This is a genomic window from Paraburkholderia sp. BR10923, assembly GCF_040948765.1.
GTDB lineage: Bacteria > Pseudomonadota > Gammaproteobacteria > Burkholderiales > Burkholderiaceae > Paraburkholderia > Paraburkholderia youngii.
On the sequence record NZ_JBFPKO010000024.1, the window covers coordinates 37,945 to 60,559 of the forward strand.

The window sequence follows — 22,615 nt, forward strand, 5'->3', positions numbered from 1 at the left end:
TGAAGGCCCGAACATGACAACCGCACTCGACCAACTCAAGCAATACACCACCGTGGTGGCCGACACTGGCGACTTCCAGCAGCTCGCGCAGTACAAGCCGCGCGATGCGACCACCAATCCGTCGCTGATTCTGAAGGCCGTGCAGAAAGACGACTACCGGCCGCTGCTCGAAAAGACCGTGAAGGCGCATGCGTCGAAACCGGTCGGTGCGATCATCGACCAGTTGCTGATCGCGTTCGGCACCGAAATCCTGAAGATCATCCCCGGGCGGGTGTCGACCGAAGTCGACGCGCGCCTGTCGTTCGACATCGAAGGCTCGATCAAGAAAGCCCATGAGCTGATCGCGCTGTACAAGGAGCACGGCGTCGAACGCGACCGCGTGCTGATAAAGCTCGCGTCGACGTGGGAAGGCGTGCGCGCGGCCGAGGTGCTGCAGAAGGAAGGCATCAGTTGCAACATGACGCTGCTGTTCTCGCTCCCGCAGGCGGCGGCCTGTGCAGAAGCTGGCGCGCAGCTGATCTCGCCGTTCGTCGGCCGCATCTACGACTGGTACAAGAAGAGCGCCGGCAGCGCGTGGGACGAAGCGAAAGACGGCGGCGCCAACGACCCGGGCGTCAAGTCGGTGCGCCGCATCTATGGGTATTACAAAAAGTTCGGCTACAAAACCGAAGTGATGGGCGCGAGCTTCCGCACAACCTCGCAGATCCTGGAACTGGCCGGCTGCGATCTGCTGACGATCAGCCCCGACCTGCTGCAAAAGCTGCACGACAGCACCGACAAGATCGAGCGCAAGCTGTCGCCGGAGGCGTCGCAGGACGCGGACATCGAGCGCGTGCCGGTCGACGAAAAGTCGTTCCGCTTCCTCGTCAACGACGACGCGATGGCGACCGAGAAGCTCGCCGAAGGCATCCGTACGTTCGCCGCGGACGCAATCAAGCTGGAAAAACTGATCGATACGCTGCGCTGAGGTGCCGCGGGCAGCGGACGTGGCTGGCTGCGTGACGCTCACGTTCACGCTCGCCGCGCTGCGCCCGCTCCGCTCGAAAGCGATCCATGACGAGCGGCGCCGAATCTCACGGTTCGGCGCCGCTCCTCGTTTACGCTGCGACTACAATCGACTGCACGCCCCTCCCCGCCTGAGCTGGCGAGGAACGAGGGCGCCCGCCCAACGCCTGACCAGGGAGACGATCATGTATGTTCAGCCCTACGTGTTCTTCAACGGCCGTTGCCAGGAAGCGCTCGACTACTACACCGACAAACTCGGCGCCCAGGTAACCTTCAAGATGCTGTTCAAGGACGCGCCACCCGACGCGCAAAACCCGCCACGCCCCGAACTCGCCGACAAGATCATGCACGCGAACGTGCAGCTGGGCTCGAGCACGTGGATGGCTTCCGATGGCAACTGCGATCCGGCGGCCGGCCCGTTCAATGGCTTCAGCCTGTCGCTGACCGTCGAAGACAGCGCGTCGGCGGAAAAATGCTTCAACGCGCTCGCCGATGGCGGCCAGGTCGTGATGCCGTTCCAGCCAACGTTCTGGAGCAAGGGCTTCGGAATGGTGGTGGACCGCTTCGGCATGATGTGGATGGTCACGCTGCCGCCGCAGGTTTGAGGCTTAGCGGCCGAGCCTTTGGGTTCGGCCATTCGACCACCTACCCGCCACGCGTCACCCGCTCGTGCCGCTCGATGTTCCAGTTCGGCTCGGTCTCCAGCAATAGCGCGCGCAGCCGGTCCACCTGCTCCGCGAGCCGCTGACCGAGCCAGTACGGCCCTTGCCAGTCCGGCGGCAACGCGGTGGCCACGTCGCCATGCCCCTTGTCGAGCGGCGCCGCGGCCGGAATGCCGAAGCGCGACGGACGGCCGAAACGCAGCCCGCGCGCGGTGGACAACAGGATCGCGCGCACGGCGCGCACCTCGGCGCCGCATTGCGCTGCATAGGCGCTGCGCGCGGCGGCGGTGGCGTTCATCAGCGGCCCGGTGGCCAGCAGTTCGAGCGAGCTGAGCACCGAGCGATGCAGCCGCTGGATCTCCTCGAGCCGCGTCTGCGGCACGTCGATTTCCTTGGCGACCGACGGCATCAGCGAACGCAGTTGCACGAGCCGCTTGTTGATCCGCAGGAAGCGCTTGACCTGCTCCTCCTCGGTGATCGTCTCGCCGTCGAGCAGCCGCGCGTAGATGCCCGCGCATTCGCGCAGATTGGCGGCGAGCCCGTAGCGCCACGAATACGTCGCGTGCAGTGGAAACGCGAACGAAAACGCCAGCGCGATCACGATGCCGATCAGCACGTTCAACGTGCGCCACAGGCCGACGTCGATCAGGTTGTCGCCGTGGCCCGCGACGATGCACATCGTGATCGCGGTCAGAAGCCCGATATAGCCGGACGAGCCGATCGCGAACCACGCGCAGATCGACGCGATGATCGCCTCCAGCACATAGGTGAGCGGCAGAGAGCCGATGAAGTTCTGCTGCACGATCAGCAACAGGCCGATCGACGCGCCGAGCAGCGTGCCGGCCGCGCGTTCGGCCGCTTTCTTGCGGATATTGCCGTGATGCTGCAAGCCGCCGATCACGACCAGCAGCGTCACCGACGACCAGATGCCGTGCGGGATATCGATGCCGGTCGTCGCCAGAATCGACACCAGCATCGCGAGGCCGACGCGCAGGCTATGCAGCACCTTCGCGTGGCGGTAGCGGTAATACGGCGACGTGACCGCGCGCACCATCCGGCTCAGCGCCGCGCGGCGGGAGATCACGGTGGGAGTATCGGCAGCAGCCATGGCGGCGCGCGGCGAACGCGTGAAAGGACGGTTCCGCTATCCTGCCCTGGAGTGCCCCGCAAACACAAACGCCCGCCAACTTGCGTCGGCGGGCGTTGCGTGTTTCGGAGCGTGAAGTCGCAGCCGGAATCAGCCTTCGACGATGTCCAGGTAGTCTTCCGGACGGGTGCGGTCCTCGGCGCGCTGCATGCCCACCGCGCGCACGATCAGGCTCACGACCACCGACACCACGAGGTTCACGATCAGCGACCACACCGCCGCATAGCCCGGAATCGCGATGCCGAACAGATGAATCGTGAAGATCGAGCTCGCGAGGTTCAACGAAATCGCCATCCACGTGCCGGTCGCGATACCTGCCGCCCAGCCGAGCAGCAGACCCCGATAGTCGAGCACACGCGTGTAGAGACCGAGCACGATGGCCGGCAGCGTCTGGATGATCCAGATCCCGCCGAGCAGCTGCAGCTGGATCGCGTACGTGAGCGGCAGACCGAGAATGAACGCGACCGCGCCGACCTTGACGATCAGCGACACCAGCTTCGCGACGTTGGTCTCCTGCTCGTGCGTCATGTTGCGGTTGATGAACTCCTTGTGCACGTTGCGCGTGTACAGGTTCGCCGCCGCGATCGACATGATCGCCGCCGGCACCAGCGCGCCGATACCGATCGCCGCGAACGCGACGCCGACGAACCACGACGGGAAGAAGTGCAGGAACAACGCCGGCACCGCGAAGTTCGGGCCGAAGGCCTTGAAGTACGGCGCGAACTCGGGCATGTCCTTCACGCCGGCCGCGAGCGCCATGAAGCCGAGCAGCGCGAGCAGGCCGAGCACCAGCGAATACGCCGGCAGCAAGGCCATATTGCGGCGGATCGTGTTGCCCGACTTCGAAGACAGCACCGCGGTGATCGAGTGCGGATACAGGAACAGCGCAAGCGCCGAACCCACGGCGAGCGTCGCGTACGCGCTATAGCCGTTCAGGCTCGACACGTCCGGCGACTTCAGCAGCAGCTTGGCCGGCGGGACCGCGCCGAAGATATGGCCGAAGCCGCCCAGCTGCGGCGGAATCACGATGATCGCGGCGAAGATCGTCACGTAGATCAGGATGTCCTTGACCACCGCGATCATCGCCGGCGCGCGCAGGCCCGACGTGTACGTGTAGGCCGCGAGGATCGCGAACGCGATGATCAGCGGCAGATCCCCGACGAAGCCGGTGGTGTCGAAACCGAGCGCGCCGATCACCACTTCGATACCGACCAGTTGCAGCGCGATGTACGGCATCGTCGCGACGATGCCGGTCACGGCGACAGCGAGCGCGAGCATTCGGCTGCCGTAGCGGGCCGACACGAAGTCCGCCGAGGTCACGTAGCCGTGGCGCTTCGCGATGCTCCACAGCTTCGGGAACACGACGAAGGCGAACGGATAGATCAGGATCGTGTACGGCAGCGCGAAGAAGCCGGTTGCGCCCGCGCCGAACACGAGCGCCGGCACCGCGATGAAGGTGTAGGCGGTGTACAGGTCGCCGCCGAGCAGGAACCACGTGACGATCGTGCCGAAGCGCCGCCCGCCCAGACCCCACTCTTCCAGATGCGCGAGATCGCCGCGCCGCCAGTGTGCCGCGACGAAGCCAAGAATCGTGACGCCGATGAAAAACAGAACGAAGACAAAGGTTGCAATGGGGTTCATCGTTGTGCGCCCCCGTTCGGGCGACCCGTATAGCGGGACTTGGTCTTCACATAGACGAACGCGGTGATGACCGCGCTGATCAGCACCCACAGCAGCTGATACCAGTAGAAGAACGGGAAATCGAACAGCTGCGGCTCGATCCGGTTGTAGGACGGCACCCAGATCATCGCGATCCACGGTAGCAGCAATAGCCAGAGCCAGTGCTTGCTGGCTTTGTTCACGTCGGCGTCGTGAGCCATGACGTCTCCTGTTTTTCCTATTTTGAATTTATCTGCCCGTGGTCGACGGGAGGAGGAACTCAGCGGGTGGTCGTCCCGCGGTCCGCCACGGGCTCCCCGAAAGCCTCGCAAGAGTATAGGAGTGGCGAACGCCCGGTCAAGCCGGGGCGACCCCGAGGCACATTGGCGTCCAACGATGCAGACTGGATCACGCTGCAGCATCGACGTGAAAAAAATACCGGAAGCAAAACGGCCGTGCCGACTGATACGCCGGCACGGCCGCCTCATTCTTCGCGCGCTGATCGGAATTCAGCGCTCAGATGGCAAACGATGCGCCCGTCTGACCCGTCGATTCGCGCAGGCCCTTGATCCACTTGCGCGCCGGCAAGCCGAGCTCGGCTTCGATCAGCTTCGCGCGCGCGTCGAGCGCGGCGAACGGCACGTCGAGCGCGGGGCCCGAGAACGCGATCGCGATGCGGTTGCCGTCGTGCACTTCGGGCAGCGCGACGACGCGACCGTCGAAGGCTTCGTTCAGGCGCTTCATGTTGCGCACGAAGCTCGGATGATCGCCGAACAGATTCACCGTGACGATGCCCGCGTCGGTCAGACATGCGCGCGCCGCCCGGTAAAAGCCGACGCTGTCGAGCACCGGGCCGCGCGCGGTCGCGTCGTAGACGTCGATCTGCAGCGCGCCGATGGTGCCGTGGTTCGCGCTCTCGTTGACGAAGTCCCATGCGTCGGTTTCGTGCACCGTCAGACGCGCATCGTCGGGCGGCAGTTCGAACATCGTGCGCGCGGCAACCACGACCGCCGGATTCAGTTCGACGGCCTCGACCTTTGCGCTCTTCAGGAAGCGGTGCGCGAACTTGGTCAGCGCCGCCGCGCCGAGCCCCAGCTGCACGATGCGCTTCGGCGTTTCGAGAAACAGCAGCCAGGCCATCATCTGCTGCGCGTATTCGAGTTCGATGTGATCGGGCTTGCGCAGACGCATCGCGCCTTGCACCCATTCCGTGCCGAAATGCAGGTAGCGCACGCCGCCCTCTTCGGAGAACGTCACCGGCGCAAAGCGCGGCTTGCGCGGCGTTTCGATTTGCTGCGCGTCATGAAGCTCGTGGTCGACGGCGCGGTTCGCGTTGCGTGCGGTTTTTGGCGCCTGTCTGGGCGCGATTTTCTGCTTGCCGCCGATGGCTTCGGCGTCCCGGTTACGGAAAGCGCGCGCCTCGGCCGAAGCGCGCTTGATCAGTTTCGTCATGTGTGGATGTCGCGCCGCGGGCGCATGATTTTTGGTCGACCGAGAGCATAGCATTCGCGGCGCGCACGATTACGCAGAGCCGCCCGCCGGCGGCCCGTGTGCACATCACCTCACTTCAGACCCAGCACGTCACTCGACGCGTACCGCCTTGAGCGCCTCGTTCAGCGTGCGGCTCGGCCGCATCACCTCTTCGAGCTTGTTCAGGTCCGGCTTGTAATAGCCGCCGATGTCCGCCGGCGCGCCCTGCACCGACGCGAGCTCCGCCACGATCACCTGCTCGTTGGCGGTCAGCTGCGTCGCGAGCGGCGCGAACTGCACGGCCAGCGCGGCATCGTCCGTTTGCGCGGCCAGCTCCTGCGCCCAGTACATCGCCAGATAGAACTGGCTGCCGCGATTGTCGAGCTCGCCCGTCTTCGGGCTCGGGCTGCGGTTATTGTCGAGCAGCTTGCCGGTTGCGGTGTCGAGCGTCTTCGCGAGGATCTTCGCCCGGTTGTTGCCGGTCTTGATGCCCAGCTCTTCGAGCGATACCGCGAGCGCGAGGAATTCGCCGAGCGAGTCCCAGCGCAGGTGGTTCTCTTCGACGAGCTGCTTCACGTGCTTCGGCGCCGAACCGCCCGCGCCGGTCTCGTACATGCCGCCGCCCGCCATCAACGGCACGATCGACAGCATCTTCGCGCTCGTGCCCAGCTCCATGATCGGGAACAGGTCGGTCAGATAATCGCGCAGGATGTTGCCGGTGACCGAGATCGTATCGAGCCCGCGCACGACGCGCTCCAGCGTGTAACGCATCGCGCGCACCTGCGACATGATCTGGATGTCGAGGCCGGTGGTGTCGTAATCCTTGAGGTAGGCCTCGACCTTCTTGATCAGTTCCGCCTCGTGCGGGCGATACGGATCGAGCCAGAACACCGCGGGCGTGCGCGAATTGCGCACGCGCGTGACCGCGAGTTTGACCCAGTCGCGGATCGCCGCATCTTTCACCTCGCACATGCGCCAGATGTCGCCCTGCTCGACGTTCTGCGTAAGCAGCACCTCGCCGCTCGTGAGATCGACGATGCGCGCCTCGCCGTCTTCCGGCACTTCGAAGGTCTTGTCGTGCGAGCCGTATTCTTCCGCCTTCTGCGCCATCAGGCCGACGTTCGGCACGGTGCCCATCGTGACCGGATCGAACGCGCCGTTGGTCTTGCAGAAGTTGATGATCTCCTGGTAGATGCGCGCGAACGTGCTCTCCGGGATCACCGCCTTGGTGTCTTTCGGACGACCGTCGGCGCCCCACATCTTGCCGCCGGCGCGAATCATCGCCGGCATCGACGCATCGACGATCACGTCGTTCGGCGCGTGCAGGTTCGAGATGCCCTTCGCCGAATCGACCATCGCCAGTTCCGGACGATGCTCGTGGCACGCGTGCAGGTCGCGGATCACTTCCTCGCGCTGCGATTCCGGCAACGCCTCGATCTTCTCGTACAGATTGACGAGGCCGTTGTTGACGTTCACGCCGAGCTCGTCGAACAGCTTGCCGTGCTTCGCGAACGCGTCCTTGTAGAACACCTTCACCGCGTGGCCGAAGACGATCGGATGCGAGATCTTCATCATCGTCGCCTTCACGTGCAGCGACAGCATCATGCCGGTCTTGCGCGCGTCTTCCATCTGGTCTTCATAGAACGCGAGCAGCGCCTTTTTGCTCATGAACATGCTGTCGATGATCTCGCCGGCCTCTAGCGCGACCTTCGGTTTCAGCACGATCGTCTTGCCGTTTTTCGTGACGAGTTCCATCTTCACGTCGCGCGCGCGATCGAGCGTCATCGATTTTTCGCCGTGATAGAAGTCGCCATGTCGCATGGTGGCGACGTGCGTGCGCGACGCCATGCTCCATTCGGTCATGCTGTGCGGATGCTTGCGCGCGTAGTTCTTCACCGCGGCCGGCGCGCGACGGTCCGAGTTGCCCTCGCGCAGCACCGGATTGACCGCGCTGCCGAGACACTTCGAGTAGCGCTGACGGATCGCCTTCTCTGCGTCGGTCTTCGGATCTTCGGGATAGTCGGGCACCTTATAGCCCTTCGCCTGCAGCTCCTTGATCGCGCTCGTCAGTTGCGGCACCGATGCGCTGATGTTGGGCAGCTTGATGATGTTGGTGTCGGGCAACGAGGTCAGGCGACCCAGTTCAGCGAGGTTGTCGGGCACCCGCTGCGCTTCGGTCAGAAATTCGGGGAACTCACCGAGGATGCGGCCCGCGACCGAGATGTCGCTGGTCTCGACCTCGATGCCGGCCGGCCTCGTGAAGGTCCGGATGATCGGCAGGAACGCCGCTGTCGCGAGCAGCGGGGCCTCGTCGGTGAGGGTGTAGATGATGGTCGGTTGCTGGGTCGTCATTGCTAGGCTCTGGGCGGGCGGTTGAGAGGCATCTCGCGCGTGATACCGGCAGGATGCGCAAGCGTCGATCAGGAAAACGACAACACGAGGACACAAACGCTGTGCGCGGCGGATGGCGATGCGGGGCCCTGGAACGCCAAAGCGGAACGATTAAGCGAACACGGCGGACTGCGTCGCGCAGCGGGTCGCACGTGTGGATTCTGCCTCATTTTTGGGCTGCGGGGAGAATCGGAACGTGAACGACCGGAAAGCCACTAGCCCTCACCTCAGTAGCATTTGCGACTGAACATCGACGCGCAACGGAGCACGCATGGATTAGGCGGTGCCATCTGTCCGGCTTTCCGAATCAGGCCGCACCCTATATGGCGCCCCGTCTCACTAGCCAACAAGAACCCCGCGGATACGGGGGGGCAAACGATGCAAAAGCGCGCTCGTAGGCGGCGATCGCGACTTGGCTATTCACTCAACAGCCGCTTCAATTCCCCAAGAAATGATGCGGTCGTGTGTCCCCATGGGACAGGAGAGAACTCGTGCCCGTACATCTGATCGAACGCGACATCGAGATCATGCTGGTGTTCTTTCTCGAATCTTTCTATCTCTGCGAGCATTGATTGATGGTCAGCCACCGGGCTATCCCTTTTGTAACAGGCAACAATATCGGGAATGGTCTCACCCCATATGTCGAAATCCTGGTTCAAGTAAACGCCGAACAATTGATTCAGTTCGGGGTATGAAGTTTCTCTCATTGCTAGAACTCAGTATAGGTAGGCCGTGAGAACATAGTATGGCATTCCGTTGTACGTTTCGTATTTAAGAACGAGGTGTACAACGCTCATGCCCGTTAAGCTATCTGTTTTCCTGGATATTCCATAGCCGACGGTCCTCCCTACGTCCTTTTCCAATTCGAGCGGCTTGGCTCGCCTCGAAGATTGCGCCCATGTTTTGATCCGAAGTGCGTCAACCCGCATCACCTCCGAGATCGCCCATTCCGCAGACTCGATATTCGTGAACGACGAAACCGTTTGCCGCTTTGGTTCGCGAGTTAATCGCTCGCGCAACTGTGCTTCAGTGCGGCCCACATGTTTCTCGACTGTGTGGCCTCCGATCCGACTGCCCAGCTTCGCTTCGTGCTTCATCAGGTCAATCCGGCCCATCACGATCCGCGAAGCCCGCGCGGCCTTGACCGAACCAGCAAAGCCAAACGGCACGGCGATATCAAGCGACAAGCCAATACTGCTCGCCATGCCAGGACTAGCTTTCATCGCCTCGGCCAGCTTCGTCGTACCCTGCTGGGTCAGCGTAGCCGTATCCCGCCCCGTCCAGACCTGACGCAGACCGGCCGCCGCCGTATCAGAACCATGCGCGCCGAACACGACACACCCGGCTTTGCTCGCCATCGTCGGCTCCGGCAGAACGCATAGTGCGGCCGCTCCGACCATTTCCAGGACGCCACCGACAACCTGCAAGCCGCCCCATAGCCGATTGGAAAGCATTTCGGTCTGGTTAATCGATTGACGGGCCAAGACGGCCACGAGTTGCGGGGCGCTCAGTACAACGCGAAAATCGTCTGACTCATTCGCCTGTGACATGCAAAAAATCCTCTCTGTTCGTTTCGCGACTTTGAGGCTATCAGGCGACTTCACAGGTCGGCTATGGGCGAAGGATGATTTGTACGTCCGCCGGACGGACGGCGCTGTGGGCCGCCAGTACTCAGTAGTCCAAGACGCTATTGACATGCAACAGGATGCCGAACGATATCGTTACATCGTATTTCGGAGAAACCGCTACAGAGATTGTCTCGTGCTACAAGAGAGATGACTCTCACAGACAGCAGGGTTTGATTCGTGAGAGAGACTCGTTCAGGAAATAGCATGATCTGGACACCGCATTTAAACAGTTCTGGCGGGGGTTCCGTCTCGAGGGGTGGGGCTAGACGACCGCCTCTTTCCTTGACGAGATACAGCGTCTTCTGAGCGAGCAATCCCACAGCGTCGCACGAGGGTCGCTAGCGAGCGAGCAGGCAATTGCCCAGGACGGTTAATATGAAGGCCATCTGACATCGATTTTCCCGCAGCCCCGCCAAACAAGCCCGAGAGTATGATGGACGGCGACATCAGCCAACTCCAATCCGACTGGATTTCCCGTTCGGAGCCCACCAACGGAGTCGAACGCATCGAGGCCTTTTTCCACGGCAATGCGTACTCCCTGCATCGGCACGACACCTACGCGATCGGCCTGACGCTCGCCGGCGTTCAATGCTTTCACTACCGGCGCGGCTTGCGCACCAGTCTGCCCGGCCAGACGATGGTGCTGCATCCCGACGAAGCGCACGATGGTCAGGCCGGTACGCAGGAGGGATTCCGTTATCAGATGATTTACGTGCACCCGGCCGCCATCCAGGAGGTCCTCGGAGGCCGGCCGCTGCCATTCGTCGAAGGCGGGGTCACGAACGATCCACGGCTGTTCGAAGCGACGAAGACAGCGTTGCGCCAGATGCGCGGCGACGCGGAGCCGCTCGAGCGCGACGACGCGCTCGCCGGCCTCGCGCTCGCGCTGGATAGTGTATCGGGTACCCGAGCTGCGCGCAGGTCCGCGGATTTCGCGGCAGCGCAGCGGGCACGGGAATATCTGCACGCATCGAGCAGCCGCGTCGTCACGCTGGATGAACTTGCCGCCGTCAGCGGACAGGATCGCTGGAGCCTGTCGCGCGATTTCCGAACCTTTTACGGCACCAGCCCCTATCACTACCTGGTCATGCGCCGGCTCGAAGCGGCGCGCGCGATGATGCTGCGCGGCGTTTCCCTCGTGGACACGGCGGCAGCGGCCGGCTTCGCCGACCAGAGCCATATGACCCGGCATTTTCGCCACGCATACGGGATCCCGCCCGCGCGTTGGCTCGCGATGACGAGCGATCGGCGCGCCGGCTAGCGCAGGCTTGCACGATCGTTCAAGACACCCGCCGGCGGCCGGCCTAAGCTCTGTTCCAGCTATCACCCTAACGGAGCCACCATGCACAGCGATTCCCAGCCAGGACCCGAGCAACGCGGCCAGTACCAGACGATCAATCTGCTCGACAAGATCCGTCAGATCGACGACCACTGGCAGCCGCGCGTCGTTGCCGAAATGAACGACTATCAGTTCAAGGTCGTGAAGATCGCCGGTGAATTCGTCTGGCACCGGCATGCCGACACCGACGAAACTTTCATCGTTCTCGAAGGGCGCTTGCGCATCGACTTCCGCGATCGCTCGATCGAACTGCTCGCCGGAGAAATGGCGGTGGTTCCAAAGGGAGTCGAGCACAAGCCGTATGCCGGCTCCGAAGTGAAGCTGCTGCTGATCGAACCGCGCGGCGTCGTCAACACCGGCGATACGACCAACGAAAGAACGGCCGAAAACGACGTATGGATCTGAGAACCGCCATGCAAACGCCGCTGCCGGTTGTTCGCGAAGCCGTTTTCCCCGCCGATACGCGCAAGCTCGTCGCGGTGATCCGAGAGTATGTCCAGTGGCTGGATCTGGATCTGTCGTACCGTGGATTCGATGCCGAAATGGACGCGTTCGAAGCGGTTTACACGTTGCCATCCGGCATGTTCTTCGTCGCCGATGCCGGCGGCGAACTCGCCGGTTGCGCGGGGCTACTGCGCCATAGTGCGGGGACCGCCGAAATCAAGCGCCTGTTCGTTCGCGACGCATTCAGAGGGATGCGTCTCGGCGAAACGCTGGTGACGTCGGTGATCGGGAAAGCAAAATCGTTGGGCTTCTCGAAGCTGGTCCTCGACTCGGTGCCGAAAACCGCTTTCGCGCAGCGCATCTACGAGCGATTAGGGTTCGTGGAAATCGCGCCTTACTACGCAAATCCGGTCGAGGGCACGAGGTTTCTTGCACTCGAGCTTTGACGGCGCGGCATCGCTCGTCTTCGGACCCTCCTCCATAGCACGCGGGTTGCATATACATCTATTGCTACAGCGCGCGCCTCGATTCCTCCTTCGAATTTTCGTTTCACGCGAAACCCCCGCCTATATGAGGGCACGCCGCCTATCGTCAGCGAAAACCCTACTTCCGCCATCATCTTCAATTCTCTATCTTGTCTATACAACTGAGCTGAAGCTCGAAGCCAGGCACTTCAACTTCGACGTATACGTCAGCTGACAGGCAATGGCGCGGGAACCCCCGCGCCCGCACGGCGGCCGGCAACATTCACACCATCATGCAAACACAAACCCATCCGTTGATTTCCCCGTCGCTCGGCACCGAGCGGTACCTGACGAGCTTCCACTACGGCCCGACGGGCGGACAGAAGATCTACATCCAGTCGTCGCTGCATGCCGACGAGCTGCCGGGGATGCTGGTCGCATGGGAACTGCGCCAACGCGTCGCCGCCCTCGAGACGGCGGGCAGGTTGCGCGGCGAAATCGTCATCGTGCCGGTACCCAATCCGATCGGCCTCAACCAGCGGGTGCTCGGGCACATGGTTGGCCGCTTCGAAAGCGGCACCGCGGCGAACTTCAATCGCAACTTCCACAATCTGGCCGAGCTCGTGATGCCGCGCATCGAGCCTCACCTGACCGGCGACGCGCAACGGAACCTGCGCGCCGTGCGCGCCGCAATGCGCGAGGCGCTCGCCGAGCAAACGCCGACCACCGAGCTCGAATCGCAGCGCCTCGCGCTGCAGCGCCTGTCATACGATGCCGACGTCGTGCTCGACCTGCACTGCGACTTCGAAGCGGCGATGCATCTGTTCACGAACCCCGACACGTGGCCCGACGTCGAGCCACTCGCGCGCTATCTCGACGCGAAGACTTCGCTGCTCGCGCTCAATTCGATTGGCAATCCGTTCGACGAGATTCACAGCTTCAGCTGGTCCGAGCTGCGTGCCCGCTACGGCGAGCGCTATCCGATTCCGAATGGCTCGATCTCGGTAACTATCGAGCTGCGCGGCCAGGCGGACGTGAGCTACGCGTTCGCCGAGCGCGACGCGAATGCGATCGTCGAATACCTGACGTTTCGCGGCGTCATCGACGGCACACCCGCGCCGTTGCCGGAGCTCGCGTTCCAGGCCACGCCTTTCTCCGGCAGCGAGCCGCTCGTCGCACCGATCTCCGGCGTGCTCGTGTTCCGCGCGCCGCTCGGTGTCTGGGTCGATCCCGGCGAGGCGATCGCCGACATCGTCGATCCGCTGACCGGCCGCGTCGTCACGATCACGAACTCCGTCGCCGGCGTGCTATATGCGCGGCAACGCGCGCGCTTCGCCACCGCGGGGCTGGAGGTCGCGTGTGTCGCTGGAGCCGAGCCTATTCGCAGCGGCTCGCTGCTGCCGAACTAAATACCCTTCCTCCGAATTTCGTCAGGAAAGAATCTGCCGCCAACACGAGAGCTTCTGTTCGAACGACAGCGTCGCATTCGCCGGGCTCGACGACGGCAACACGAGCGTTCGATAGCCTGCCGCACCGATGACCGGCGCGAACCGCCCCGCCGTCTTACCGTTGAAGCAAACCTTGTTAAGCAACGGCGCGTGCTCGTGCAACGACTTGAAGTCGTTCGGCTGCGCATGGCGGATCGCCGAGTCGAGACTGCCTTGACGATGGCATGCATCAAGCACATCCCAGATGCCGATCCGATGCGCGAGCACGCGTGCGAGGCGCTCTTCATACGGCAACCCGTGCAGCGCGGGTTCGCCGAGCACCGTGCCGAGCAGGCGCCAGAACTGGTTGCGCGGATGCGCGTAATACTGCGCCGCGGCCAGTGACGCTTCGCCGGGAAAACTGCCGAGTATCAGCGTGTGCGTGTCGGCCGCGACGACCGGCGGAAAGCCGCGCAACATCAGCGGCTCCGATCGTCCGACGTGCGCGGCGCGGCATGCGCGCGCGACGTGGTGTGATCGAGCGGACGGCCGTGGTCGCGTATCCGCTCGTGCGCGACATGCGCGCCTGGAACGCGCTCGGTCGCGGCGCCCGGGCGCCCCGCCTGCTCGAACCAGGCCAGATGCTCCCACAATGCCGGCAGCATGCATTCGGTCACCATCAAAGGCGCGCCGTGGCGCTCGAACACCGAGCGCCGTGCGACCAGCGCATGCGGCTCATCCACGACGCCACCGCCGATCTCACGCGCGGCCAGCCGATACAACGGATGCCGCTTCCCCACCCTGCGGCTCACCAGCGACGAACGCGCGACGCTGCTATCGCTGTACAGCAACTCGGCGAGCGGCCGCGTGCGCAGCCGCCGCGTCGCCTGCCAGATGCCGACGCTCGCGGCGCGTGGCGTCACGCTATGCGCGGCGACGAACGGCACACCATCGACAGACAGCACCACTTCGCGCACCCACACGGGCGCGCGCGGCGTGAGTCCGAGCGCGGCGGCTTCGTCGGGCCACGGCAGCGCGACCGCTTCGCGCGTCACCCGCACCGCGACCGCGCCGAGCGCGCGCAGATGCGCAGTCAGCGAACCGCCCCGGGTCAGCCAGTCTTTCTGGGCAGCGCTGAAAGTGGGCAAAGGCGCGACGCGCCAGTGGGGGTCGGCGGGATCGAAACGGATAGGCATGGTGTCGGATTATAGCGGCGCGCTCCGACGGCAATTTTTCGCAGCGACGCTTGCGCTTATCGCGCGCCGCTCCAGGCAAGCAGCCGGCGCGAACCGACGGGCAAAAAAAAATGCGCTGCCGAAGCAGCGCATTGCCGAACCACCACAGAGCGTCAATCCAATAACAACGCCATCAACGCTCCCGGTTCGCCTTCACTGAAACTCAACCCGCGCGCGACAGCAGCAACGCATTGGTCCGCTTCACGAAGCTCGCCGGATCTTCCAGCGCGCCGCCTTCGGCGAGCAGTGCCTGATCGAACAGCAGATGGCACCAGTCGTCGAAATTCGCGCTATCGGCATGCAGACCCTTGACGAGCGCGTGCTCCGGATTCACTTCGAGAATCGGATGGAACTCCGGCGCCTGCTGGCCCGCGGCCTTCAGCATGCGCTGCAGGTAGCCGCTCATTTCGCCGTCGTCGGCAACGAGGCACGACGGCGAGTCGGTCAGGCGGAAGGTCAGACGCACGTCCTTCGCCTTGTCCTTCAGCGCTTCCTTCATCTTCTCGACGAGCGGCTTGAACTCTTCGCCGATTTTCTCCTGCGCCTGCTTTTCCTCGTCGTTCAGTGCGCCAAGATCGAGATCGCCGCGCGCGACGCTTTGCAGCGGCTTGCCGTCGAATTCGTTGAGGAACGACAGCATCCATTCATCGACGCGATCGGTCAGCAGCAGCACTTCGACGCCCTTCTTGCGGAACACTTCGAGATGCGGGCTGTTCGACGCGGCTTGCCACGTGTCGGCGGTTACGTAGTAAATCTTCGTCTGCTCGGGCTTCATGCGAGCGACGTAGTCGGCCAGCGACACGGTCTGCTCGGCCGTGCCCGTATGCGTCGTCGCAAAGCGCAGGAGCTTCGCGATGCGCTCGCGATTGGCGAAGTCCTCGCCGATGCCTTCCTTCAGCACCTGGCCGAATTCCTTCCAGAAGCTGGCATACTTTTCCTTGTCGGCGGCTTCGTCCGAATTCGCCAGTTCTTCGAGCATCGACAGCGCGCGCTTCGTCACGCCTTCGCGGATCGCCTTCACGTCGCGGCTTTCCTGCAGGATTTCGCGCGACACGTTGAGCGGCAGATCGGCCGAATCGACCACACCCTTCACGAAACGCAGGTAGGTGGGCAGCAATTGCTCGGCGTCGTCCATGATGAACACGCGCTTCACGTACAGCTTCAGCCCGCCGCGCTGCTCGCGGTTCCACAGATCGAACGGCGCGTGCGCCGGCACGTACAGCAGTTGGGTGTATTCGCTGCGGCCTTCGACGCGGTTATGCGTCCACGTCAGCGGGTCCTGATGATCGTGCGAGATATGCTGGTAGAACTGCTTGTATTGATCTTCGGTGATGTCGTTCTTCGAACGGGTCCACAGCGCGCTCGCCTGGTTGACGGTCTCGTCCTCGTCCTTCGTGACCATCTCGCTCTTTTCCGCGTCCCACTCTTCCTTCTGCATCAGGATCGGCAGCGCGACATGGTCCGAGTACTTCTGAATGATCGACTTCAGCCGATACGACGACAGCAGTTCGTCCTCATCGGCACGCAGATGCAGCGTGATGGTCGTGCCGCGCGCGGCGCGCTCGATGGTCTCCACCGCGAAATCGCCCTCGCCCGCGCTGACCCAGCGCACGCCTTCGGCGGCCGGCAAGCCGCCGCGGCGCGTCTCGACGGTGATCTTGTCGGCGACGATGAAGCCCGAGTAGAAGCCCACGCCGAACTGGCCGATCAGCGCCGCGTCCTTCTGCTGGTCGCCCGACAGCTTGCCGAAGAATTCCTTGGTGCCCGAACGCGCGATCGTGCCGAGGTGGGCGATCGTTTCGTCGCGGCTCATGCCGATGCCGTTGTCGTCGACCGTGACGGTGCGCGCGGCCTTGTCGTACGACACGCGAATCCGCAGATTCGGATCGTTTTCGTACAGCGCGCTGTTTTCGATCGCCTCGAAGCGCAGCTTGTCGGCCGCGTCGGACGCGTTCGAGATCAGCTCGCGCAGAAAGATTTCCTTGTTGCTGTACAGCGAATGGATCATCAGTTGCAGAAGTTGTTTCACTTCTGCCTGAAAGCTCATGGTTTCTTGTGCCATGGTCGGACTTCCTCTCTGTTGCGAATGGGGGGATGGGCGGCGGCGCAACCTGTCAAGGCCAGCCGGGCCGGAGCGCCGGACCGCCGGATCGTCCGCGCAATTGGGGACGATCCGGCGCGGTTTCAAGAGGCGCGGCGCGCGACGCCGTCGAGATAACGGCTCAGAAACGCCGGCAGCTCGGGATCGCCGCAATTGGCGATATTGAAGCGCATCCACGTGCTCGGCGACTGCTGCGGCGAAAACAGGCCGCCCGGCGTGAGCAGGAAGCCAGCTTCGTGACCGGCCGCGGCGAGCGCGCCCGCATCGACGCCGGTGTCGGCCCACAGGAACATGCCTGCCGTCGGCGTCAGGAACAGCTTCATGCCGGCCTTCTCGATCATCCGCACGGCCTTCTCGCGCACGCCGTCGAGCCGCGCGCGAATCCGCTCGACGTGCCGCCGGTAGTGGCCCTCGGTCAGGATCTTGTAGATCACGCGCTCGTTGAGTTCGGGGCTCGTCATGCCGACCAGCATCTTCTGATTGCTGACCACCATAGCGACTTCCGGCGCGCACGCGATGAAACCGACGCGCAGATTCGGCGCGAGCGTCTTCGAAAAGCTGCCGAGGTAGATCACGCGCTTCAACTGATCGAGGCTCGCGAGCCGCGTGCCCGGGTAGCCGGGCGGGCACAGGTCGCCGTAGATATCGTCCTCGACGACGATGAAGTCGTACGCCTCGGCAAGCCGCAGGATGCGGAACGCCTGCGCGGCGGTCAGCGAGGTGCCGGTCGGGTTTTGCAGCACCGAGTTGATCACCAGCATTTTGGGGCGCCATTCCTGAACCAGCGCTTCGAGCGCGTCGAGATCGGGACCGTCCGGGGTGTACGGCATACCGACCAATCGGGCGCCCTGCGACGCGAAGCAGCCGAACATCTGGAACCACGCCGGATCGCCGACGATCACCGCGTCGCCCGGCCTCACGTAGATGCGCGAAATCAGGTCGATCGCCTGCGTGATGCCGGACACCATCACGATCTGCTCGGGCGACGCGCCGATCTCCAGCTCCTCGAGCCGCGTCTGCAACTGCTGGCGCAGCGGCAGGAAACCTTGCGCGGTGCCGATGCCTAGCATCTGCATGCCGCTTTGCCGGCCGAGCGTGCGCAGCGCGTTGGTGATCAGGTCGCCGTCGAGCCAGCGGGCCGGCAGATAGCCGAGCCCCGGACTGCGCTCGGGCCGCGCGCCCGTATGCAGCATGTTGCGCAGCAGCCAGACGACGTCGATATTGGCCGGCGCGGCCAGCGTCTCGGCGCGCGGGTGCAGTTCGGTGACCGTGGCTGCGCCGCCCTGGCGCTCGCGTACATAGAAGCCGGAGCCGCGCCGCGACTCCAGGAAACCCTGCGCGACGAGCCGCTCGTACGCTTCGACCACCGTGAAGCGCGACACGCCCTTGTCGAGCGCGAGCTTGCGGATAGACGGCATGCGCATGCCGGGGCGGAACACGCGCTCCTCGATGCGGCGCCGCGCCCACTGGACGAGCTGTTCGACCAGCGTCAGCGACGCGGTATCGTGCGGGGCGGGAATCTGGGCAAGCGGGACGGACATGACGGGCTCCAACTGTACCGAACAGTATCGAGTCGATTGTACCGTTACTGTGCAGGTCGCGGCCGTTACATTTGAATCCAGCGAAGGGTGGTCAGGGCATACGAAACCATTCGCATGGCCCGCCGATCCGGCAAACGGTTATGCTTACGGCCCCGGCAGCGCAGCCTTCAAGCGTGGCGCGCAACGGGCCCTTGCGCAGAACAGCGTTTTCCGTCCATCCGCCATGACAGCCCTGACAGCCCCATCGCTCATCAGTCTCGATCACCTCGTCGTCTCCGCGCGCACGCTGGATGAAGGCGTCCAGTACGTCGCCGATACCCTCGGCGTCGCCCCGGCCGGCGGCGGCGCGCATCCGCTGATGCGAACCCACAATCGCCTGCTCAGCGTGTGGGGCGGCGTCTACCTGGAAGTGATCGCGATCGATCCGCGCGCCGCGGCCGACATAACCGGTGGCACCGCGCCGCGCCCGCGCCTGTTCGCGCTCGACGACCCGGCGACGCAGGCGCGACTCGAAAACGGGCCGTATCTGTCGCATTGGGTCGCGCGCGTCGAGCGGCCGAAGCGTCTCGCGACGTGGCAGGCGCAGTATCCGCAGCGCATCGCGCCGGTCGTGCCGATGACGCGCGGCGATTTCACGTGGGGCCTGACGGTGCCCGACGACGGCTCGTTCCCCGCCTGGCAAGGCGCTGGCGACGGCGTGCTGCCGTCGCTGATCCAGTGGGACTCGACGCGGCATCCGTCGCAGTCGCTGGCACCGACGAACCTCGCGCTGAAAGCGCTGAAAGCCGTGCATCCGCGGCCGGAGCTGATTGGCGAGCAACTGCGCTGGCTCGGCGCCGCGCACCTGCTCGACGTCCAGCCGACCGACGGCGCCGCGGCGCTCGTCGCCGAATTTGAAACACCCGAGGGTCCGCGAACCCTCGGATAAGCAGCGCGCGATTGGGCAACCTCGGGCAACCCCGGGGCAACCCCGGGGCGCCCCCGGCGGCAATGCTTGCCGAGTCGCGCGATAATTGAAGTTTTGACCGGTTCCAGAAATACCAGCAGAGGAGATCATGGACCAAAGCGACCTGAAAGCCCCGACGTGGCAATTGTCCGAACGCGCGCGCAAGCTCACCAGTTCCGCGATTCGCGAAATCCTGAAGGTCACGGAACGGCCCGAAGTCATCTCCTTCGCCGGCGGCCTGCCCTCGCCGGCCACCTTCCCGGCCGAGCGCATGCGCGAGGCATCCGACCGCATCCTGCGCGACTCGCCCGCCGCTGCGCTGCAGTACAGCGCGACCGAAGGCTATCTGCCGCTGCGCGAATGGGTCGCGCAACGCTACTCGATCAACGGCGCGCAGATCCGCCCGTCGCAGGTGCTGATCACGACCGGCTCGCAACAGGCGCTCGACCTGCTCGGCAAGGTGCTGGTTTGCGCGGATAGCCCGGTGCTGGTCGAAACGCCGACCTACCTTGGCGCACTGCAATCGTTCTCGATGTACGAGCCGCACTACGTGCAGGTTCCGACCGACGAACAGGGCCTGATCCCGGAAGGCCTGACGCCGGAACTGATCAAAGGCGCGCGTCTCTTGTACACACAGCCGAATTTCCAGAATCCGACCGGCCGTCGTCTGCCGGTCGAACGCCGCCGCGCGCTCGCCGAGTTCGCGAAAAGCTCGCCGTTCCCGGTGATCGAGGACGACCCCTACGGCGCGCTCGACTACGCGGGCGAACCGCTGCCGACCATGCTGTCGATGGCGCCCGATCACATCGTCTATCTGGGCTCGTTCTCGAAGGTGCTCGCGCCGGGTCTGCGCGTCGGCTTCATCATCGCGCCCGAGGAACTGATCTTCAAACTCGTGCAGGCCAAGCAGGCCACCGACCTGCACACGCCGAGCTTCACGCAGCGCATCGTGCACGAAGTGGTCAAGGACGGCTTCCTCGACACGCACGTGCCGACGATCCGCGAGTTGTATCGCAACCAGTGCGACGCAATGCTCACCGCGCTGGAACGCTATATGCCCGAAGGCGTCAGCTGGAACCGTCCGGAAGGCGGCATGTTCATCTGGGTCAAGCTGCCGGCGGGCATCGACACGATGAAGCTGCTCGAAGAAGCGGTCGCGCAAAACGTCGCATTCGTGCCGGGCGCTCCGTTTTTCGCGAGCGAGGCGCAGCACAATACGCTGCGTCTGTCGTTCGTCACCGTGCCGCCCGCTAAAATCGACGAAGGCGTGGCGCGTCTCGGCGCACTCGTGCGCGCGAAAATTTAAAACGGCGTTAGCCGCACTGCCACCGGGGCGAAGTTTGCACGCGCGTTGCGTGCGGACTTCGCCCCGCCTGCATTCATGCAATCTCACCGTAACGAGGACACGACATGGCTCAATCGAATGTGTACGACAAGCTCAAGGAACTCGGCATCGAACTGCCGGCAGCGGGTGCGCCGGCAGCGGCCTATGTGATGAGCGCGCAAAGCGGCAACACGGTGTACCTGTCGGGTCACATCGCGAAGAAGGACGGCAAGGTCTGGGTCGGCAAGCTCGGCGCGACGCTCGGCACCGACGAAGGCAAGGCCGCCGCGCGCTCGATCGCAATCGATCTGCTCGCCACCTTGCATGCGCACGTCGGCGACCTGAACCGCGTCACGCGCATCGTCAAGCTGATGAGCCTCGTGAACTCGACGCTCGAGTTCACCGAGCAGCATGTGGTCACCAACGGCGCGTCCGAGTTGATCGCCGAGGTGTTCGGCGAGCGCGGCAAGCACGCGCGCTCGGCATTCGGCGTCGCGCAGATTCCGCTCGGCGCGTGCGTCGAGATCGAACTGATCGCCGAGGTCGAATAAGCATCGAAGCGATATGACGATGCAGGCGATGCCGTGTGAGATTCGCAAATAATTCACGCGGCATCGCGAGGCGAACGCGCTGTCTGGTGTCACGCACCGGCGGCGCGTTTTTGTTTTATGGCGACGGTGGATCGTCGCCGCGCAGCCGGATAGAATCCGCGAATTCCCTCAACGTCCATTGCGCCGGGGCCTGTCGATGTCCGCTCACACCGTTCGTTTCAAACAGGTCGACGTGTTCACGTCGACACCGTTCAAGGGCAATCCGCTTGCCGTCGTGTTCGATGCCGACGCGCTCGATACCGCGCAGATGCAGGCCATCGCCTGCTGGACCAATCTGTCCGAAACCACCTTTCTGCTGAAGCCGACCGATGCCGCCGCCGACTATCGCGTGCGCATCTTCACGCCGGGCGGCGAGTTGCCGTTCGCCGGTCATCCGACGCTTGGCACCGCGCATGCTTTACGCGAAAGCGGCTACCAGCCGAAGCAGGCTGGCAAGCTGATCCAGCAATGCGGCGTGGGTCTCGTCGAACTCGAAGCGCTCGATGGCACCGACGCTACGCACGGCGCATGGGCGTTCGCCGCGCCACCCGCGCGCGTGACGCCGCTCGCCGAGCATCGTTACGAGGCGCTGTCTACGGCTTTACGTAGTCAGGCGATCGACTTTACCGCGCCGCCATGCGCGGTGGATAACGGCGCGCCGTGGCTCGTCGTGCGGGTCGATTCGGCCCGCGACTGCCTCGCGCTCGAACCCGATGCGGCGGCGCTAGCCGAGCTCGTGCATTCGGTCGACACGCACGGCGTCGCCGTATACGGTCCGCACGACGCTGACGGCCCGGCAACGTTCGAAGTCCGTTGCCTGATGGCGGGCGGCGGCTTCGGCACCGGCGAAGACCCGGTGACGGGCAGCGCCAACGCCGCGCTCGCGGGTCTGCTGAGCCTGCAGCAACGTCGTCCCGGCACGCGCTACACGGCGCGCCAGGGCACCGCGCTCGGGCGCGCGGGCGACGTGTCGGTCCACTATGACGATGCACGCGGCAAGATCTGGATCGGCGGGCCTGCGGTAACGATCATCGACGGCACGTGCCGGCTCGCGTAAGCGGACCGCGGCCTCGCGCGCGAGGCACCGCGACACGCCGCATCTCGCCGCTTCACACCACAAAAAGCCGCATCACTATGACGTCGCCATACCTGGTTGTCCGAATTCATCGCGACTGGACGGCAAAACCCTTGCCAGAAACCGGCCATGCAGGGCTCATGAGCGGCCGGACCGAGGTGCTCGCC

Annotated in this window: 21 protein-coding genes; 10 read left to right on the forward strand and 11 right to left on the reverse strand. The window is 64.1% G+C overall.

Annotation, left to right across the window (positions count from 1 at the left end; translation table 11 throughout):
* The first annotated feature begins 13 nt into the window (after positions 1-13).
* Together tal and AB3X94_RS32505 are read left to right on the forward strand one after the other, a co-directional pair.
* Positions 14-967, forward strand: a complete 954-nt coding sequence (gene tal / locus AB3X94_RS32500; RefSeq protein ID WP_176109206.1) for a transaldolase — start codon at positions 14-16, stop codon at positions 965-967.
* A gap of 223 nt (positions 968-1,190) precedes the next feature.
* Positions 1,191-1,610 (forward strand): VOC family protein, encoded by a 420-nt coding sequence (locus tag AB3X94_RS32505; RefSeq protein WP_176109207.1) that lies wholly within the window; start codon positions 1,191-1,193, stop codon positions 1,608-1,610.
* Positions 1,611-1,650: 40 nt separating this feature from the next.
* On the opposite strand, the gene AB3X94_RS32510 is transcribed toward AB3X94_RS32505, so the two are convergent.
* The 7 genes from AB3X94_RS32510 to AB3X94_RS32540 form a co-directional block, all read right to left on the reverse strand.
* Positions 1,651-2,775, reverse strand: a complete 1,125-nt coding sequence (locus AB3X94_RS32510) for an FUSC family protein (protein ID WP_368613669.1) — start codon at positions 2,773-2,775, stop codon at positions 1,651-1,653.
* 129 nt (positions 2,776-2,904) lie between these two features.
* Positions 2,905-4,455, reverse strand: a complete 1,551-nt coding sequence (mctP, locus tag AB3X94_RS32515) for a monocarboxylate uptake permease MctP (protein WP_176109209.1) — start codon at positions 4,453-4,455, stop codon at positions 2,905-2,907.
* The gene (locus AB3X94_RS32520; protein ID WP_176109210.1) at positions 4,452-4,694 is read right to left on the reverse strand and encodes a DUF3311 domain-containing protein; all 243 of its coding nucleotides are present in this window, start codon (positions 4,692-4,694) and stop codon (positions 4,452-4,454) included. Before AB3X94_RS32520 ends, mctP begins: the two co-directional genes overlap by 4 nt.
* A 295-nt stretch (positions 4,695-4,989) precedes the next feature.
* Positions 4,990-5,925: a spermidine synthase gene (locus AB3X94_RS32525; RefSeq protein ID WP_176109211.1), complete on the reverse strand. Its 936-nt coding sequence runs from the start codon at positions 5,923-5,925 to the stop codon at positions 4,990-4,992.
* Positions 5,926-6,054: 129 nt separating this feature from the next.
* Positions 6,055-8,295 carry an NADP-dependent isocitrate dehydrogenase gene (locus AB3X94_RS32530; protein WP_368613670.1) on the reverse strand — a complete coding sequence of 747 codons (2,241 nt, stop codon included), beginning with the start codon at positions 8,293-8,295 and terminating at the stop codon, positions 6,055-6,057.
* 455 nt (positions 8,296-8,750) lie between these two features.
* Positions 8,751-9,041 carry a contact-dependent growth inhibition system immunity protein gene (locus AB3X94_RS32535; protein WP_176121239.1) on the reverse strand — a complete coding sequence of 97 codons (291 nt, stop codon included), beginning with the start codon at positions 9,039-9,041 and terminating at the stop codon, positions 8,751-8,753.
* A gap of 9 nt (positions 9,042-9,050) precedes the next feature.
* A complete protein-coding gene (locus AB3X94_RS32540; protein ID WP_184227675.1) occupies positions 9,051-9,884 on the reverse strand; it encodes an RNase A-like domain-containing protein in 834 nt (277 codons plus the stop codon).
* A 511-nt stretch (positions 9,885-10,395) separates the two neighbouring features.
* Here AB3X94_RS32540 and AB3X94_RS32545 point away from each other — a divergent pair.
* The 4 genes from AB3X94_RS32545 (at position 10,396) to AB3X94_RS32560 (ending at position 13,618) form a co-directional block, all read left to right on the forward strand.
* A complete protein-coding gene (locus tag AB3X94_RS32545) occupies positions 10,396-11,223 on the forward strand; it encodes an AraC family transcriptional regulator (protein WP_368613671.1) in 828 nt (275 codons plus the stop codon).
* Positions 11,224-11,304: 81 nt separating this feature from the next.
* Entirely contained in the window at positions 11,305-11,706 is a 402-nt protein-coding gene (locus tag AB3X94_RS32550; RefSeq protein WP_368613672.1) for a cupin domain-containing protein, read from the forward strand.
* An 8-nt stretch (positions 11,707-11,714) separates the two neighbouring features.
* A complete protein-coding gene (locus tag AB3X94_RS32555; protein ID WP_176110625.1) occupies positions 11,715-12,191 on the forward strand; it encodes a GNAT family N-acetyltransferase in 477 nt (158 codons plus the stop codon).
* Between the two features lie 311 nt (positions 12,192-12,502).
* Positions 12,503-13,618, forward strand: a complete 1,116-nt coding sequence (locus AB3X94_RS32560) for a succinylglutamate desuccinylase/aspartoacylase family protein (RefSeq protein WP_176109215.1) — start codon at positions 12,503-12,505, stop codon at positions 13,616-13,618.
* A gap of 21 nt (positions 13,619-13,639) precedes the next feature.
* On the opposite strand, the gene AB3X94_RS32565 is transcribed toward AB3X94_RS32560, so the two are convergent.
* The 4 genes from AB3X94_RS32565 to AB3X94_RS32580 all read right to left on the reverse strand — a co-directional run bounded on the left by AB3X94_RS32565 (position 13,640) and on the right by AB3X94_RS32580 (position 18,513).
* The gene (locus AB3X94_RS32565) at positions 13,640-14,116 is read right to left on the reverse strand and encodes a DNA-deoxyinosine glycosylase (RefSeq protein ID WP_176109216.1); all 477 of its coding nucleotides are present in this window, start codon (positions 14,114-14,116) and stop codon (positions 13,640-13,642) included.
* Positions 14,116-14,832: a chorismate lyase gene (locus AB3X94_RS32570; protein ID WP_368613673.1), complete on the reverse strand. Its 717-nt coding sequence runs from the start codon at positions 14,830-14,832 to the stop codon at positions 14,116-14,118. Before AB3X94_RS32570 ends, AB3X94_RS32565 begins: the two co-directional genes overlap by 1 nt.
* A 202-nt stretch (positions 14,833-15,034) precedes the next feature.
* Positions 15,035-16,933, reverse strand: coding sequence for a molecular chaperone HtpG (gene htpG, locus AB3X94_RS32575; protein WP_176109218.1), 1,899 nt, complete (start codon positions 16,931-16,933; stop codon positions 15,035-15,037).
* A 122-nt stretch (positions 16,934-17,055) separates the two neighbouring features.
* Positions 17,056-18,513 (reverse strand): PLP-dependent aminotransferase family protein, encoded by a 1,458-nt coding sequence (locus AB3X94_RS32580; RefSeq protein ID WP_368613674.1) that lies wholly within the window; start codon positions 18,511-18,513, stop codon positions 17,056-17,058.
* A 232-nt stretch (positions 18,514-18,745) separates the two neighbouring features.
* Here AB3X94_RS32580 and AB3X94_RS32585 point away from each other — a divergent pair, with 232 nt between their 5' ends.
* The 4 genes from AB3X94_RS32585 to AB3X94_RS32600 all read left to right on the forward strand — a co-directional run bounded on the left by AB3X94_RS32585 (position 18,746) and on the right by AB3X94_RS32600 (position 22,430).
* Complete coding sequence (locus AB3X94_RS32585) at positions 18,746-19,441, forward strand: VOC family protein (RefSeq protein ID WP_368613692.1); 696 nt, start codon at positions 18,746-18,748, stop codon at positions 19,439-19,441.
* Between the two features lie 127 nt (positions 19,442-19,568).
* Positions 19,569-20,765 carry a PLP-dependent aminotransferase family protein gene (locus AB3X94_RS32590; protein ID WP_368613675.1) on the forward strand — a complete coding sequence of 399 codons (1,197 nt, stop codon included), beginning with the start codon at positions 19,569-19,571 and terminating at the stop codon, positions 20,763-20,765.
* A 104-nt stretch (positions 20,766-20,869) separates the two neighbouring features.
* Positions 20,870-21,334, forward strand: coding sequence for a RidA family protein (locus AB3X94_RS32595; protein WP_368613676.1), 465 nt, complete (start codon positions 20,870-20,872; stop codon positions 21,332-21,334).
* A 196-nt stretch (positions 21,335-21,530) separates the two neighbouring features.
* Positions 21,531-22,430: a PhzF family phenazine biosynthesis protein gene (locus tag AB3X94_RS32600; protein WP_368613677.1), complete on the forward strand. Its 900-nt coding sequence runs from the start codon at positions 21,531-21,533 to the stop codon at positions 22,428-22,430.
* Positions 22,431-22,615: the final 185 nt, after the last annotated feature.